The organism is Commensalibacter papalotli (ex Servin-Garciduenas et al. 2014) (assembly GCF_000527695.1).
Lineage (GTDB): Bacteria > Pseudomonadota > Alphaproteobacteria > Acetobacterales > Acetobacteraceae > Commensalibacter > Commensalibacter papalotli.
In genome coordinates this window covers 1315202-1332413 of sequence record NZ_ATSX01000001.1, presented here as the reverse complement: position 1 = coordinate 1332413, position 17212 = coordinate 1315202, and the positions used below count along the sequence as shown (strand labels likewise).

The window sequence follows — 17212 nt, the reverse complement described above, 5'->3', positions numbered from 1 at the left end:
ATTAAAGCTGAGATAAATGTGAAAATTACAGTGGTGGAATTTAAAAGGCTAATAAGGTGGTAAAAGTTGATATTGAGAAAAGTATTATACCTAAAAAAACTGTAAAGAGAATTATAAAAAAAAATAGTAAAACAGTCGATCAAATACAAAAAACGCCTCTAGAAGTCATGATTTTTATTATGAATAAAAGTCTTGAAGAAGAAAATTATGATTTAGCATTAAATGTTGCATACAAGGTTGCACCATATCTTCATGCTAAATTAACAGAGTCAAAATTAGAAGTAACGAATATAAAGCAGCCAGAGGAAATGAGTGATGAAGAGCTGCAAATCTTTATCGGCGCAAGCAAGGATTATAGCCCTTCGTGAATTAAAAAAGCGTCGATCAGCCAGAGAGCATTTAATTGATTTTACAGTTTATACAAAGCAAGATTATTTTACAGGACTTCATCATCGTTTATTGTGTGAAAAACTCGAAGCTGTAGAACAAGGAAGAATAAAAAGACTTATGGTTTTTATGCCTCCTAGGCATGGTAAAAGTGAGCTTACTTCCAAACGTTTTCCTGCTTGGTTTTTGGGAAGAAATCCTACTAAACAATTAATAGTAGCCAGTTACTCAGCAAAACTTTCGGATAGTTTTGGTAAGGATGTTCGTAATATCGTTGGGTCTCGTTTATTTAAAAATATCTTTCCCGCAGTTTCTTTATCTTCCGATAGCAAAGCAAAGGATTTATGGGAAACAAATCAAGGAGGTGTCTTTTTATCTTCTGGTGTTGGTGGGTCTATTACTGGTTATGGCGGTGATTTGGCGATTATTGATGATCCTGTAAAAGATCGTCAGGATGCAGAAAGTTTGAACATACGCGACAATATCTGGGATTGGTATAAATCAGTATTACGTACCAGAATAATGCCAGGTGGAGCAATTATTTTGGCTCTTACTCGTTGGCATGTTGATGATTTAGCAGGGCGCTTAATGAATGAAATGGAAAATGGCACGGGTGAAGTTTGGGATATTTTACATTTACCTGCAAGAGCAATGGAAGATGATCCGTTAAATCGTCCTTTAAATGCACCGTTGTGGGCTGATGTTTTTGGCGAACAGGAATTATTGCAAATTGAAAAAGCAGTAGGGGAGCGCGACTGGTTATCTTTATATCAGGGTATTCCAACTTTGGTGACAGGATCATTTTTTAAAACACTCAAAGTTCCTGTGATTGATGCTCCTCCTAAATCTGTTCAGACTGTCAGACGTTGGGATTTTGCAGCTAGCCAAGCGTCAAGAGGATATGATCCTGATTGGACGGTTGGGGTCAAGATGCAGCGTAATGAGGATGGCGGTTATACTATTCTTGATGTGGTGCGTTTTCGGGGTTGTCCCGATGAGGTTTCACAAACGGTCATGAGTGTAGCCAGTCAGGATGGAATAGATGTGCGTATTATATTACCACAAGATCCAGGGCAAGCAGGTGTTGCACAGGTTCAATATTATACAAAATTACTTGCTGGTTATAAAATTCAATCAGTTAGGGAAACTGGGGACAAGGCAACTAGGGCAGATCCTTTTGCAGCTCAGGTAAATATGGGGAATGTGGCGTTAGTAAGGGCACCATGGAATAGATCGTTTTTAGAAGAGCTTGGCATATTTCCAAAGGGAGCTCATGATGATCAGGTTGATGCTGCAGCTGGAGCTTTTTCTTTTATTGCGATCAAGAAAAACTTACCCAAAATGCCTTCTTTTGCAAAATTATTAGCAATTAAAAAACAACAAAGCTGATTTAATGACCAGCATTTGCTTTTGGCAATTCAAAAATAGTTGAGAAAATAAATAATGGTAAAAAAAAATAGATTTAGAGAAATTCATATCTCTGGAATGAAGAAAAATGATCTTATAAATAAACAAGATATGTTTGCACCTTATGAAGTTCCAGATGGAATTGTTGGTGAGGAAGATGATTCTCATCATGAGATCGTGAGTGACAGTGTCTTTATTGATCAATTTCGTAATTTCAATGTTACCAATGATCCAATAACAACATTGTTTGAGGAGGGGATTGGATTTCCTGGATACCCTTATCTTGCTCAACTTTCTTTGCGAGGAGAATATCGTATGGTTGTGGAAACAAGAGCAGAAGAAGCAACAAGACAGTGGATTACTTTTAAAAGTTTAAACAAGTCAATTAATTATTCCGATAAAATAGACCAAATTAATAATGAGTTTAAACGTTTGGATATTCAAGGATTAATGCGTAGGGCGCTTTGCACAGAAGGCTATTTTGGACAATCTTTTTTATATATTGATTTGCAAACAGCACAGCATGATCATGAAGAAAAATTGAGTCCACTTTTTTTAACCTCCAAGAAAATTAAAAAAGGTGAGCTGAAATCGATTAAATTACTTGACCCTACTTGGGTAACCCCTGTGAATTATGATGCTATTGATCCTTTTAGTGAAGATTTTTACAAACCTTCTGTATGGTGGGTTTTGGGACAACAAATTCATGCCTCTCGTCTGATTTCAATGATCTCTCAGCCCGTGCCTGATATTTTGAAACCTGCTTATAATTTCGGTGGTGTGCCATTGGCATTTATGTGTAAACCTTATGTCGATAATTGGTTATGCACACGCCAGTCAGTAGCAGATTTAATTAAATCCTTTTCAACCATGGTGTTAAAAACGGATCTATCACAATTATTAAGCCCTGGATGTGAAGAACTCAGTAAAAGAGCAGAGTTAATGGCTGCTTATCGAGATAATCGTGGCTTACAAATTGTTGATAAAGATAGTGAAGATCTAGCTAATATTTCTACTCCTTTATCGGGTTTAGATAAATTACAAGCACAATCTCAAGAACATTTAGCCTCTATTTCTGGTATCCCACTGGTGAAATTATTAGGGATTACTCCTTCTGGATTAAATGCTTCCTCTGATGGAGAAATACGCTGTTTTTATGACAAAATTTCTGCTTTACAGCAATCAGTATTGCGTGGACCAATTGATATTATATTAAAAATTGTACAATTACATTTATTTGGGTTGATTGATAAAAATATTACATTTGAATTCAACTCATTATGGCAATTAGATGAAGTCCAACAATCACAAGTTGATGTAAATACAGCAAAAATTTTATCAGATTATCTGGGTGTCGGTGCAATTGATACCAAGCAGATTAAAGAGATAATTAGTCACAAAAATCTCTAAAATTTACAATGAATAAAAGACGGTTTTGAAAGCTCCCTTATGGGGGTTTTTTTTATGCCTTTTTGTTCAATTTTTACATTTTATATAAAAAGAGACAAAAATGAAATTGTTTAAAATAACGCCAATTGCAACTTTATTTGTTGCAATATTGAGCGTAAGTGGAAATTATCAAGCACGTGCAAGTACAGCTGATGATTTAAATGCAAATTATAGCAAAATTGTTAATAATTGCGGCTCTTCAAAAAGACCAGCTTTTTTATGTTCAGGAGTTATGATTCGTTTTACAGGGTATAGTAATGATTATAACGCATGGGATCCAAGTCCAGCTTCTATCAAAAGGCAAGGTGTTTCATTTACATATATACGTAAAGATATTCCTGCACGTTTGGGTTTCGGTGGAAAACTATCTGGGGTTATTTATTATCCCAACATGTTAGCACCATTAGATAAAGTTAAACCTGAAATAACCTGTGCTTTTCCAACAGATGCTTGGACAGATGGCAGAGGGGATTCTTGTGGTCGCCCAGATTCAAATAGACGATGTCAAAATGTTTTTGCTGGTTTTAATCCTGTTACAACAGCAGAGTTATGGTATCAAAATTATATTTCTTTAGGTGGTGATGAAAATCATAAACAACAATATCAATGCGCATTTGATATGAGTATAGGTTCATTAGATTTATATGCACAACCAGCCAATACAGCAGATTTATTTAATCAGAATTTAAGAGCAATTCAGATGTATCCAAATATTGGTTCTGGTTATAATGAAATTATTGTTAAACCTTTAACAGATGCTAAATCAATGCCAATTCAAGCATTTTTCTATTTAACAGAAAATATGCAGAAAGGGGGGGCAGAAGCATTTAATATGAGAGATAGTTATTATTATAAAACAGGTATTTATCTTCCTGTTGTAAGAGTTGAGTACCGCAGCCCAACAATAGGTGTTTATTTCATAGATTCTTAACATCATAATTATTTATAGTAAAAGCCATTAATAAAAAATAAACAAATTCAATGACATTAAAAAACAGAACTTTGGTTTTTGATGCGCAGTCTATGCGTTTCGAAGACTGGAACGGGCATTTGCGCGTACATAATACGAATTTAACCAAAGCAAATGTCTGTGAATATTATGGCGCAGAAATTAACAGCCATAAACAATACGGGTTAGATCCTAATAAAAAATATCGTTTTTTACGTTCACCTGACGCTTTGGAAAAAGCGGTAGGTTCTTTTAAAGAGCGACCTATTCTTTATGTTCATAAAGCAGCAGATGCTGATCGTTTGGATAACTCTAAAGTTATTGGAACAACGGGTTCTGACCCTGCTTTTTCTTATCCTTATATTCAATCTTCTATCACGATTTGGGATGGAGATTATATCGAGGCAATTAAAAATAATACACAAGCTGAATTATCGGCCTCTTATGCGTTTACACCAGTTATGGATAAGGGTGAATTCGATGGGGAAGCATATGACGGAATTATGACAGAAATTTATGTCGATCACGTCGCATTAGTGGCAGAAGGACGGGCAGGTCCAGATGTTAGGGTTTCAGATGAAAGGTTAAATAACACAATGCCAAAACTTAATGACACAGGGCTGCAATTAACAACAGCTCTGGCAAATTTACTAGGAAAAACAGGGCTTAATCGCAGTGATGTCGAGGACGCAGTAACAATAGCAAGTGGTACACGTCGTAAAAATCTCGGTAAAATTTTACAAGCTATTTTATCCAATAATATGACTGCAGCAGACTGTGATTGTGTAAAAGACGATCAAATTGATGCTGCTGTAGATCGTGTGATGGATGAGGGTGAAGATTATATCGGTGATGAAGAGCCTGTAGATACTGTTTTTACAGAAGATCAAGATTTATCTGATTTAGATGTATCTGATTGTGATCATTTAGGTAAAAAAATTCTAAAAAAACGTTTTCAAGCATTTGATGCAGCTTCTTTGGAACGCTCGATTGAAAAGAAACTGAAAGCCAAATCCAAACAAGCTCAAGAAGCTCGTCAACTTGTTAAACCACTGGTTGGTGAATGGGCAATCACCGAAGATGAGGGTGAGGAAATTCTGCGCAGTGTGCTTGTAGAAATCACAGGTGAAGCCCCACCAGCATCTATGGGATATAACGGATTAAAATACGCGGTTGATTTGATTTTATCTCATAAGTCTCAAGGTAGAGCAAACGATAGTAAAAGAATGCAAAAAGGTGATTTGCAACGTTTTGGCGCAACACGGTTACGGAGTATTTAATAATGTCTTTTCAACAAAAAGTTAATTTAGGTCTAGCTAAAGGCTGGCACGGGGATTTTGCATCTAGCAATGTCAGAGTTTCATTTCTGGGTGATCCTCAAGCAGAAGAAGTATTAGTTATGAATGGTGATCTTCCTGCATATTTTATGCAAAAAGGTGCATATTATCAAGCGGGTACCGATGGTGTCAAAGCGGGGTCTTTTGTTTGGGTAGATGAAGAAACACATACTATTGTCAATAAAGGTGAGGGTAGTCCTGCGGGTTTTGTTGGGCGTGAATTAACAGGTGTTCCAGCACAATATTTAGAACAAGCATCTATGAACATTCCTGCTGGTTTTATGGTAACCGTTTACGACAAAGGGGAATTTTTAGTGGCTTTGCCAAAAGAATCATCTGCGGTTCAACGCGGTGAAGTTGTGAATGTCGATGTAACAACAGGAAACGTAAGCGTGGGTAGTGGTACAGAGACAAAATATAAATATGTGGCGAGCGCCAAAGGTGGCGATTTGGTTGCCATTTCGGCATGGATTTAAGGAATATATCAATGACAATTCAAACAAAATCATGGGCTCGTGACAGAGCACTTTTAGCAAGTGAATTTGGTATTCATTTGCCGAATGTCATGGAATATAGCACGAATGCCAGAGTGGGAGATAGTGCATTTACACCTGTGTCAGCTGCCAATAACGCCATTCCATCACAATTTACGACTTATATTGATCCTCAAATTATTGATGTTTTAACCGCCCCTTTAAAAGCTGCTCAGATCTACGGAGAAGCAAAAAAAGGTGATTGGTTACATGACACAATGATGTTTACGGTTGTTGAACCTGCTGGTGATGTGGCTGCATACGGTGATTTTCATCAAGCTGGTTACAGTCGTATGAATACTAATTTCCCTCAACGTCAACAATTCTTGGTACAAGCTTTTGCTGAATGGGGAGATCGTGAAGTAGGTCGTGCAGGCCTTGCCAATATTGATTTGCCTTCTCGTAAGCGTTTAGCAGCAGCTTTGTTGCTTAATCACTGGCAAAACCAAAGTTATTTCTTTGGGGTAGCTAATCTTCAAAATTATGGTGCGTTAAATGATCCTAATCTTTTAACGCCAATTGCTCCACAGGCCAAGGCTAGCAACAGTCCAGTTTGGGAAAAAGCAACCGCCTTGGAGATCTATGAAGATATCCAAGCTTTATATCGTCAGTTACAATCCCAAACACAAGGTGTTGTCAACTTAGATAGTGCGGTGGATATGGATAGTCCATTAAAATTAGTAATCTCGAATAATGTGCAAGCATATTTATTAAAAACAAATGAATATGGTATTTCTGTTCTTGATTTGCTGAAAAAGAATTTTCCTAATTTAACACAAATGAGTGCACCTCAGCTTTCTTTGGATGCTAAAGGAGCTGATGATAATAATTCTAAAATTGAATTAGTACAATTATTTGTAGAGAACTATCAAGGAATTGATACGTTTACTTGTGCATTCTCTGAAAAATTGCGAAGTCACGGTATTGTTCGTGAAAGCTCTTCGATGAAAGAAAAATTGACACAAGGGTCTTGGGGAACAATTTTAACTCGTCCTGTATTAGTCGCACAAATGATTGGGGTATAAAGAATGAGTGATGATGTATTGGTTGCGTGCAAGTTACCGCACGGGATCTATTTAGATGTTGGTAAACAGCGTGTAAAATTAAATGGAGTAATGCAAAGTGGGCGCCTTGAAGCGCCTTTTTTTACGGCCCCTGCAAAGTCTGTCGGATTAACCAAAGTTCCTCGTGATTTTTGGGAAGCATGGATCAAGGATCATCAGGAATTCGAGCCTATTAAAAAGGGTCTGATTTTTGCATCTGATAAAAAGAAACGTTTGTTAGATGAAGCCGATGAAAAATCAGAGTTTAAAAGCGGTTTAGAACGGATTAATCCTTCTAAATTACCCAACTCTTTAGAGCAAGTCAAAGCAGGACAAGTGGAATGAGTGAACGATCCGAAGTAACGGATCGGGAAGTCGTTTTTGAGTGGTCGGAATGGGCAGCAAGTTTTCCAGAATTGGAAAGTTATTTTCGACCTAATAATGTGCAAAAAATTGCAGAGCGTGCTGCAATTTATTTCAACCCCAGCAGTAAAGGGGTTGTCTGCTGTCCAAAAGAGCGTCGTATTTTATTAAATTTATTGGTTTCCCATTTGGTTTTATTACAAAAGAAAACCGCAGATGGTGACCAATTGATGGGGCCTGTTTCTTCTGTTTCAGAGGGCAGCGTTTCTATGTCTGTCGATACCAAAGGCAGCATTGGAAAAATTGATCCTTGGCTGTCCCAGACCCGATATGGTCAAGAATTTTGGGCGCTTAGCAAAAGATATCGCAGCACATTTTATATTCGACCTATTCCCGATCCAAGATTAAGAATTTTTCCATAAGGAACAGTTGATGACTGATATTAAGGTAAAACCTACAAGAAAAAAAGCTGCTTCAGTTAAAAAAACGGTCAAAGTTAAAAAACTTAAAGCATCAGACAAAACCTCTGCTGCGGTTGATGGGGATTTGATTGATGAAGAGGACGATACTGACCAACTTGAAACAGAATGTTTATTACGTACATCTTTAAGTTTGAAAAATGCTTGCTTTGAGCAAGAAGAAACTTCTGAAAATAACGTTGATATAGATAATTTTCAACCTATTGATAAATTAATGACATCTGAAGTTCATAATAAAATTTCAGATATTCATAAAACCGTATCCATAATTGAAGAAGATAATCAAGATTATATCGTAATTGGTTGTCGTTTTCCCAATGGGGTTGTTGTGAATATTGGCAATAATAAAATATTATTGCGCGGTATCAATGATATGTCAGATCAAGATAAGGCAAAGCAAGACAAAAATGTTGGTTTTACTAAGATTGCTAGACCTGTATGGAACAGTTTTTTAAAAACACATAAAAATTGGCCACCTTTATTAAATGGGTCTGTTTTTGTGATGAATAGAAAATAATAGATTTCAAATCGAATATTTTATCAGTATTTTTAATATATTAATTTTAGTCATTTATTAATGATGAATAATTGTAAATATGTATTTATTTATAATTATTCATCTTATTTTAAAAATTCTGCATTATTTTTAAAATAGGATGAATCAAGAAAAAAGGGAAGACACCATCATGAAGCTTCATGATTTAGTCAGAGGAATGATTGGGGTGGTTAACCCCAATATTATAGGGTCTTTGTATCGGTCAAAAGGGTATGAGTTAGATGGAACTCAACAAAAGCCGATTTACGAAGACCCTATTCAAGTTGAGCTGCAAATCCAATCTGTTCCAGGAGATAAACTGAGCCATTCTCATTTTTTAAACCAACAAGGTGAGCGCAAAGTTGTGTATGTCAACGGGCAAGCTTTTGGCATTGATCGTGTGCGTGGCGCAGGGGGTGATTTATTAGAGTTTTATGGGAGGCGTTGGTTAGTGGTACAGCGTCTTGAGGCATGGGAAAACTCTGATTGGTGCAAAGTTGCTGTTGTTGCGCAGCTTGATAAACCAGAAGATGATGATGCTGTGCTTGAAGATTACGTAGATTAAATTCCTTTGTAAAAAACGGTGAAAGTAATAAAATTGTCAAATTATAGATTGTCTCTTTTGATGAAAGATGCTATATTAATCACATAATAGATAATTGTATTTGACTTACAAAATTATATATTTTGAACGCAGGCTTTTAATTTGTTTGTTACAAACGAGTAAAAGCCTTTTTTATTGTTTAATTTATAAAAAAAAATTTAATTTTATAATAAAGGGTTGGACATGTCTTCTTATGACATGCCCGCAACACAGTATATTCATTGGCCAGATAGTTTTTATCAAACAACGGATATGCGTAACCAATATGATGCTGATATTCGTCAAATCGTAGAGGTGTTTAATCGCTATCTTGGAAATAAATATCCAAAGTCAAATTATCATGATTTAGACTGGCGTTTGGTCAAGGCAATGATATGGATCGAAAGCGGGCATAAACATTCTGCGTGGCGATATCGTCCTATGCAAATTGGTAATCATGGAGATGCTGGATTAATAGCATTGTTACATCTTAAAAAAATACGCCTAAAGAATGGTAATTTTCGTATTCAAAGTGAAGGTGCAGAGTTAGTTATTCCTCCTGAATATGTATCTAACTTAACCATTAAAAATAAAGAAAAAATACGTTATAATCCACAGTTAAATATTCAAGCAGGTGTAGCTTATCTGTTAATGCGACATGCGAAAATTGGTTATAAAACCGTCGTAGATAATGATGCCAAGGAACATATTGTAACTATCAAAGTAGATGATAGTTTAAATAAAATTGCGGTGACACATCAAACAACAGTTGGAATTATTAAGCAATTAAATCCAGGAATCAATAAGTGTAATTTACATATGGGTGTAAAACTTAGATATAAAACAGCAACTGTAAAAAAAACTATTAAAGGTTGGGTGCCAATGACGTTTTCTAGTGTTGCAAGGAAATATAATGCTAAAGGTGATTATCGATATCGGCAAAAATTACGTTATGCTTTCCAAAATATAGAGTCTTCATGGTTTAAAGTAGTTTATTAATTCGTTATAACCAGAATTGATTTAGATTTGATATTGTAGGCAAGTGATTAAGATATTTTTAAGAAATTTAAACTAATTTAAAAAAAATATAGTTTAATTAATTAAAGGTAAATATATATTTAAATGATACTTGATTAATTATATTGCGACTTTTTAATAATTTTTATTTAAAATCAGTAGGTTGTTTATGGATTTAGTAATTGTTTTAAAAGCAGGAATAGTGGGCAGTTTTGGCTTTGTTATTGCAATTGGTGTCGTTATGACATTATTGATCTCAGTTTCAAAATCCTTACAAGAAGCTTCTGCCCAGGCTCGTAAACTACCCTCTTTTATAGTTTTTTTAATTGTATTTCTAATAGAATTAGGGATAGCATATTGGTATTTTTCTTCAGTAACAGAAATATCTACTCCATCCGCCCTAGATAAATTTACAATGTATGCTTGTTTATTTTCTTTAGCACCTTCAGTTGCAATTATTATGGGGGCTCTTTTTTATTATTGTGATGCCCAAAAAACAATACAGGGAAAAGACCAAGAAAAACTATAAGATATCTCATATCAATATAGACAATTTAATCAAATTTATGCTGCGCAATATATAGTAAATATATTGCGTTTTTTTATGGTTAAAATACATGTTTTTAACACTTTATAATAACTATAATTTTTTAGGAATTTCAGAATGAATTTAAGAGGAATATTAGGACTTAGTACAAGCCTTATGGTGGTTTGTGCTGGCCTTATGTCTTCTTTTGCGCAAGCAGAAGATTACGTGGCAAAATCTCAAGTTAATGCGGCTAATGGTGTGGCAGGATTAAATGCCAGTAAGCAAATAACAGCAGATGTTAACAATAGCAAAATTTTAACAGATGGTGTTCAGTTAAACAAGAAAAATGATCGATTACGGTTTGTTACAAATAGTCTTGATAGCAATAACAATGAAATAGATATGTTCTTTAACCGTGATGCTGGTAATAAGGATAATCTGAGTAATGAATTAGATGCAAATACATTTTACTTTACCAATAACAAGTATGGTAATAAGTATAAGTTTAATGGCAGTGTTGCTACTACAGGCGATATAATCTTAAAAAATCAAAGTGTATTTTCTGCTATTAATAAGGCAAATCTTGCAATAGCAGGTAAATATGAGAATATTTCATCGTATAATGATAAAACTGAGTTACCCTTAATTTTTATTCCCGATGACCAATATATTCGGCGAAATACATTGCAAATGGGTGGAAGAACCAGAAACGGATATGTTGGTATTAAAGCTACTTGTCAAACAACAGGTGGAGGAGACTTGGGTGGAAGTTGTTATCAATTTACGAATATGGCTGGTATTCAATCGTCACATCGTGGTGGTGCAGGAGAAACAGAGGCTATTAATATGGATGTTCGTACAACTGATAATTCACCATTAGATGTCATTGGTGGAAATACACTGGTTAAAAATTCTGATGGATCTTATGTTGTTACAGGAAATGATTATCAAATAGCTGTAGCACAGGCTTCTGGTGCTAATACTTTTCAGGTTAAAGGAACATTTGGATGTGGTATTGGTTATGATAGTGGACAAGCTCGTTGTGAAATGGATGGTGTTAATGTATTAAATGCAGAAGGGAAAGCTTTGGTTGATGAACAGGGGAAAATAATACCTGTCAAAGTAACACCAGGGGTATATGACGCAAGTAAAGATATTACTATTGTTGAATTGCCGATTAACTACAAGTTAGCAAATTCTTTGACAACTACAGATAACGTAAATATTAAATTTTATTCTTCTGATGGTACTGCTTATGCTATAGAATATGGAAATTCAAATGTAAAAATTTATCCTAAACTAAGCGCTAAAGAGGCTGCTCTTATTCACTCACGGATGGCTTTGTGGACCAATATTGCTAATGGTATGCATAGTACTGAAGGTGGTAATAATGAAGATGCTGCAAATGTTGATATGCCAAATTATTATTATGGATATGAAGCTGGTGGATCTGAAACTGCTGATTATTCAGTTATAAACATAGAAACTTATTATTATCCAGGAACAGGGCAGTCAGGAGGTTGGAAAACATTAAATGATGCTTCTAAGACTGGAACCGCTGGCACGCCAGGGAATATAAAGGATGCAATTCATACAAATGACCAATATGACTATCAGTTACGTTATAAGTATCCTGGTACTGATACGGATCGTTATAACACTAACTATCATCGATACAGTAAACCAACATTATTCCTTGGTTTAACAAAGAAAAATTTCAATTCTTTCTCTTTACAATCTTATACGAAAGCACCTGATTCTATTACAAGAGATTATGATAATGAGTGGGATTTTTGGATTCCTAATGATCATAATGGTGAAGTTGTTACACGAGGTTTAACTATGACCTGGGGTCACAGTGGATCGAAACTTTTCGCAACAGGTAGTTACATGTTGCGTTTGGCTGGGTTTAATAATATGCCAATTGGTTTAAAAGTTGATGGTGTTTTTAAAGGTGGAGGAAAAGTTGTTGATACAGATGCTGGTTTTTCTGTTTTTAGCTGGGGTCAGACTAAGGATTCATTAAGAAATAACAATGAAGAGCAAGTTATAAGTGCTTTGGGTTCTGCTATGATTCCAGGAGGGGATACATATCAGCTGTTTTCATATATGTCTAATGATAATCCAAAAACTGCAATGGGTAAAGCTGCAGCAAATTATTCGTTACATTTTGGAGCAACAAAATCACCAGCATATAATTCGTTGGCCTATAATCATTCTCCAACATGTAATGATAAAAATATAAAAGATAAAACTCTTTGCTCTGTATTGGGGCAAGTGATTTTTGATCCGTTAAATTATAAAGGTGGTATTGCACTTGGTTCTGGTCAAGGGGAAAATACTAAACTTGGGTTAATCGTTGATAAAGATAATAACGTAAATATAATTAACAAGTTGAGTGTTAATGGTAAATCTGTGAATGATGCTATTGATAAAGTAGAAAAAGCTATACCTAAATCCAATATTGATATTGCTAATGGTGTTGCTGGGTTAAATGAAAATAAAGAGGTAACTGCTAATATTAATAGTAAACAAGTATACTCACCATTTATATTGTTATCCAATACAGGTTCCATTCGTTTTTTAACCAATAGTACTGATACTAATAATTTAGATATTAATTTTTTTTATAACCGCGATGCAAAAATCGATTCATGGAAAAATCAACTAGATGCGAATACTGTTTACTTCACAAATAACCATTATGGAAATAATTATAAATTTATAGGTAATGTTGGTGTCAGTAATCAAATTTCAGCCTCAAAATTTATAGGGAAGAGTTTTCAAGGGCAGCTTTCTACTCCTTCATCATCGACCGTTTCTTGTAATGCGGGTGAGTTTAAAGATGATACAAATTACCATTATGTTTGTGTAGCGGCTAATAAATGGAAACGCGTAGCATTATCTGATTTTTAACCATTTATAAATATTATTCATAATTAGGTCAGGCATCTTTTTAGATGTCTTTTTTATTGGAATAATCATCAAAAATTACGGGAAAAATAAAGCCCGTCAAGAAACTAGGGGCATATGAATATGCCCTTTTATTTAAATAACAATCCAAAAATAAAATAAGGATTATGAAATTTATGTCTATACCTTTAAATAATATTGTAAAGATTAATCCTGGCGTATTAGACGTCGGGAATAATGGAAACAACCTGTTTGGGTTAATGTTAACCCAAAATGTTGGTGTCCCAGCAGGGCAAACAACAGCTTTTACCAGTGCAAATCAAGTTGGTATAATTTTTGGTATGAAGTCTGAAGAATATAAACTGGCTAGTGTTTATTTTTCTGGTTTTACAAACTCAGATCGTGTTGCTGAACAATTATATATTGCTCCATATTTTAAAGAAACTACACCTTCAAGCTTAATTGGTGGATCTTTACAAAAAGTTACATTGGAACAGTTGCGTAACTTTTCAAATGATATTCATGTTAGCTTTAATTATGAACAACTATCAAATGTAAAAAAAATTGATTTAAGTGGCGCAACCAGTTTTAGCCATGCAGCTAGTATTTTAAGTTCAGCAATATTTGGTGATCAAAATCCTCCAGTATCTATAATTAATACAGATACAGATACAGATACAGATACAAATACAAATACAAATACAAATACTAGATCAGACCCTGAGGGATCTGTAACTTATTCTGAAGCTACGCAATCTATGATTATTAATAGTAAAACTACAGGAGATCATATTAGTGTATCAGGAACTTTGGCTGATCAATTAAAGCTTACAAATGGTTTGTTATGTGCAGGAAGTAATGCACCAAATCTTTCTAGTTTATTAGATGAGTTACGACAAAAAAACTTATCTTTCTGTTCTGTTTTTTTAACATGGGAGGGCAGTGAAGCTGAAAAATTAGAACTTGCACAGTGGGCTAATTCTACCAAAGATGATGTCTGTGTTATTTTAAATGATACATACGATAAAGATAAGAAGTTAATACTTTCTGACATAGTTAAAAACGGTAATTATGAAGGTGTTGTTTGTGTATATAACAATCCTAATTTATGCGCATTTATTGCAGGTTATCCTGCAGCGTGGGATTTAACCAAAACAGATGGACGTTTTACGGCTGCATTTAGACGTAGTTCGTTATTAACTGCTAATGTTTTTGACGAGCAAGAAGCATTAACATTAAAAGATAAAGGTTATAATTTTTATGGTGTGTGGGCATCTTCAACGAGTAACTTTACCTTTATGTATGAAGGCCGTATTTCAGGACAATATATTTGGTTAGATAGTTGGTTCTGCCAAGTTTGGATACGCCGACAATTCCAATATTATTTTGTTATGACTTTGCTATCTCGAGGGCAAATTCCTTATAATACAGATGGTAAAGGAATTTTAACGACAGCGATTAAACCTGCTATTGATCAATATATGAATTTTGGTGCTGTTCGCCCAGGTGTTGCTTTGGCTGATGAACAAATTCAACAGCTTAAACAAGCAGGATTAAATCAGTCGCAAATCAACAGTATTACAACGGTAGGTTATTACCTCAAAGTGGATATGGAACGTGTTTCTCCGCAAACTCGAGTAAAACGTAATTCTCCACCGATTAATTTTTGGTATACCGATGGACAATCCGTTCAACAAATTAACATGAATAGCATAGAGATTCAGTAACATGGCAGCAAATAGAACAATTACGGCAATTAATACAAAATTAACATTAATTGCGTCTAATCCTTGGATGAATAATACAGCAGCAGATGCTGTGGGTCTGGGATCAACAGCAACAGGGTTTGTATCTCCATTGGTAGGGGTTCCTTTGAGTTTAGAGGGAATGACCTCTGATAATCCCTTCAGTTTCTCTCATCAAACGATGGTTGAAACAGCAACATCAATGGAAGGTAATTTATACGGTGGATATTTAGCTACTGCAAATACTGTCGAATTAACCATTACTTTTATTGCAGCATCTGATTCATTGGCAACGTTGCAGGCATTGGCAAAAGTTATGCAGGTTCAACGTGAAGCCATGAAGTTTAACGGTACTATGATTGTTCCTTCACAAGGAAAAACGTTCAGCTTGAATAATGGTTACTGGATAGAATGGCAATCAATACCTACTCACGCAAAAATCTTACAACCGATTGCATGTAAATTTCGTTTTGAATCAGTGGATTCAGTTTTGGAAGTTTAATTAATAGTCTTTAGGCTATTAATTGTAAAACTATAACATAACATTGAAAGGCACTGTAACAGGTGCCTTTTTTATTGGAGAAAGATAGATGGCACGTCGTTCAATTGACATTAAAATTGAAGAAAAAGGCAGAGACCAAGGTAAACTTTTTAAAATCACAGAAATGTCCGCTTTTGATACTGAAAGCTGGGCAGAACGCGCGATTAATGCGATTTTACGTAATGCAACCTCCCAAGATTTGTCAGTATTATTACCATTGGTTTATTCCTATGTTCAACAAGTGAATGAAGATAAATCTCTTGAGGAAGTGGTTGAAGAACGTGAAGAAGGTAAAGCTGCGATCAATCAAGCAACAGAAAGTCTTGCAATTTACTTTGCATCTATGTTTTTTCAACTGCCTTACGATGAGTTACGTGTGGTCAGTGATCCTTTGCTACAATGTTGCTCGATTTATTTAAATCCAGGGCAAACTCAGATGACTGAACCAGTGTTAAATAATCCAACCCAATATATTGAAGAAGCAAGTACTATTTTTGGATTAAAACGGGAGGCATTTAAACTTCATACTGATTTTTTTACCAGCGGCGCCAAGCGTCACTTGAGCAAATTTATCAATCAAATGGACTCTCAGACCGATCAGTTATCCGATACACCCCCAACATCCCCCAAGCTATAGGGCAAGTGGTGAGTTCTTGCTTTGCTACATTAAACGAGCTAAAAACTATTTATGGAATACAAGACTTATATGATTTCTTGGAAATCATTATGGTTAATAATTACAATGAACTGGTTCTTATGGAACAGGCGAAAATTAATGCCCAGCGAGATTAGCGATGTTCATGGGCTTAATAATGTATGAAAAGTTTAATATAGCAAAAGGATTGTTTTATCCTGAGCCATTGCCGAGAAGGGAAGGGTTAGGAGAGGTAGAAGAAAGAGGATTTTTTTCATTTTATATAGCTTTATTTACAGACATTGTTTTTATCTGCATACATTATGTTAATATCATCAATAAATTTATTTGTTGATTTGACAAGATATGGAGTGCGTTCTCCCAATATATAGCCACTTAATTGAGGTATAGTGACTAGGTCTCCTGAACGACCAGCCCATTTTTCTTGTGAAAAGAAAGGTACATTAAAAGGGAGAGGTCGTCCCAGAGCTGCAGCTTTTTTGTTAGCTTTAGAAACAGCATTAACGACATAAGCATCTCCGATCATACATTGCAGATATTTTGGATCGGTATCTTTAGTATGTTGGTAACAATCGTAAACATCGTTCATTAATCCTTCTAAGCTGTCTTTACATAAATTGGGAAAAAAGCGTTCTGCAGTTTCTTTAATATAGGTATCGGGTGCTCTCTCTGGTTTTGATTGAGCCATTGCCGAGAAGGGAAGGGTTAGGAGGGGTAGAAGAAAGAGGATTTTTTTCATTTTATATA

General features: G+C 35.0%; 18 protein-coding genes. 17 read left to right on the top strand and 1 reads right to left on the bottom strand.

Annotation, left to right across the window (positions count from 1 at the left end; all coding sequences use genetic code 11):
• The first annotated feature begins 56 nt into the window (after nt 1-56).
• From COMX_RS06030 to COMX_RS05950, 17 genes are all read left to right on the top strand, one after another.
• On the top strand, nt 57-368 hold the full coding sequence (locus tag COMX_RS06030; protein WP_034338135.1) for a hypothetical protein: 312 nt from the start codon (nt 57-59) through the stop codon (nt 366-368).
• Complete coding sequence (gene terL / locus COMX_RS06025) at nt 316-1776, top strand: phage terminase large subunit (protein ID WP_034338133.1); 1461 nt, start codon at nt 316-318, stop codon at nt 1774-1776. The genes COMX_RS06030 and terL overlap by 53 nt, the downstream gene beginning before the upstream one ends.
• 54 nt (nt 1777-1830) lie before the next feature.
• On the top strand, nt 1831-3204 hold the full coding sequence (locus COMX_RS06020; protein ID WP_051461914.1) for a DUF1073 domain-containing protein: 1374 nt from the start codon (nt 1831-1833) through the stop codon (nt 3202-3204).
• Between the two features lie 100 nt (nt 3205-3304).
• Nucleotides 3305-4174 carry a hypothetical protein gene (locus COMX_RS06015; protein WP_034338130.1) on the top strand — a complete coding sequence of 290 codons (870 nt, stop codon included), beginning with the start codon at nt 3305-3307 and terminating at the stop codon, nt 4172-4174.
• Nucleotides 4175-4224: 50 nt separating this feature from the next.
• Complete coding sequence (locus COMX_RS10685; RefSeq protein WP_051461913.1) at nt 4225-5472, top strand: DUF2213 domain-containing protein; 1248 nt, start codon at nt 4225-4227, stop codon at nt 5470-5472.
• A 2-nt stretch (nt 5473-5474) separates the two neighbouring features.
• Nucleotides 5475-6005 (top strand): structural cement protein Gp24, encoded by a 531-nt coding sequence (locus COMX_RS10680; protein ID WP_051461912.1) that lies wholly within the window; start codon nt 5475-5477, stop codon nt 6003-6005.
• Nucleotides 6006-6016: 11 nt separating this feature from the next.
• Nucleotides 6017-7087, top strand: a complete 1071-nt coding sequence (locus COMX_RS06000) for a major capsid family protein (protein WP_034338127.1) — start codon at nt 6017-6019, stop codon at nt 7085-7087.
• A gap of 3 nt (nt 7088-7090) precedes the next feature.
• Nucleotides 7091-7450 (top strand): hypothetical protein, encoded by a 360-nt coding sequence (locus tag COMX_RS05995; RefSeq protein ID WP_051461911.1) that lies wholly within the window; start codon nt 7091-7093, stop codon nt 7448-7450.
• Complete coding sequence (locus COMX_RS10675; RefSeq protein ID WP_051461910.1) at nt 7447-7890, top strand: DUF4054 domain-containing protein; 444 nt, start codon at nt 7447-7449, stop codon at nt 7888-7890. Before COMX_RS05995 ends, COMX_RS10675 begins: the two co-directional genes overlap by 4 nt.
• Nucleotides 7891-7900: 10 nt before the next feature.
• Complete coding sequence (locus COMX_RS05985) at nt 7901-8464, top strand: hypothetical protein (RefSeq protein ID WP_034338123.1); 564 nt, start codon at nt 7901-7903, stop codon at nt 8462-8464.
• A gap of 169 nt (nt 8465-8633) precedes the next feature.
• A complete protein-coding gene (locus COMX_RS05980; protein ID WP_051461909.1) occupies nt 8634-9047 on the top strand; it encodes a hypothetical protein in 414 nt (137 codons plus the stop codon).
• A 222-nt stretch (nt 9048-9269) separates the two neighbouring features.
• Nucleotides 9270-10064, top strand: a complete 795-nt coding sequence (locus tag COMX_RS05975; RefSeq protein ID WP_051461908.1) for a LysM peptidoglycan-binding domain-containing protein — start codon at nt 9270-9272, stop codon at nt 10062-10064.
• A gap of 187 nt (nt 10065-10251) precedes the next feature.
• Nucleotides 10252-10611 carry a hypothetical protein gene (locus COMX_RS05970; RefSeq protein WP_034338121.1) on the top strand — a complete coding sequence of 120 codons (360 nt, stop codon included), beginning with the start codon at nt 10252-10254 and terminating at the stop codon, nt 10609-10611.
• A 135-nt stretch (nt 10612-10746) separates the two neighbouring features.
• Nucleotides 10747-13527: a hypothetical protein gene (locus COMX_RS05965; protein ID WP_034338119.1), complete on the top strand. Its 2781-nt coding sequence runs from the start codon at nt 10747-10749 to the stop codon at nt 13525-13527.
• A gap of 173 nt (nt 13528-13700) precedes the next feature.
• On the top strand, nt 13701-15251 hold the full coding sequence (locus COMX_RS05960; RefSeq protein ID WP_034338116.1) for a DUF3383 family protein: 1551 nt from the start codon (nt 13701-13703) through the stop codon (nt 15249-15251).
• Between the two features lies 1 nt (nt 15252).
• Nucleotides 15253-15771 carry a phage tail fiber protein gene (locus COMX_RS05955; protein WP_034338113.1) on the top strand — a complete coding sequence of 173 codons (519 nt, stop codon included), beginning with the start codon at nt 15253-15255 and terminating at the stop codon, nt 15769-15771.
• A gap of 88 nt (nt 15772-15859) precedes the next feature.
• Nucleotides 15860-16447, top strand: coding sequence for a hypothetical protein (locus COMX_RS05950; protein WP_034338112.1), 588 nt, complete (start codon nt 15860-15862; stop codon nt 16445-16447).
• 286 nt (nt 16448-16733) lie between these two features.
• Here the strand turns inward: COMX_RS05950 and COMX_RS05940 are convergent, their stop codons facing one another.
• A complete protein-coding gene (locus tag COMX_RS05940) occupies nt 16734-17204 on the bottom strand; it encodes a hypothetical protein (protein WP_034338106.1) in 471 nt (156 codons plus the stop codon).
• Between the last annotated feature and the right edge of the window lie 8 nt (nt 17205-17212).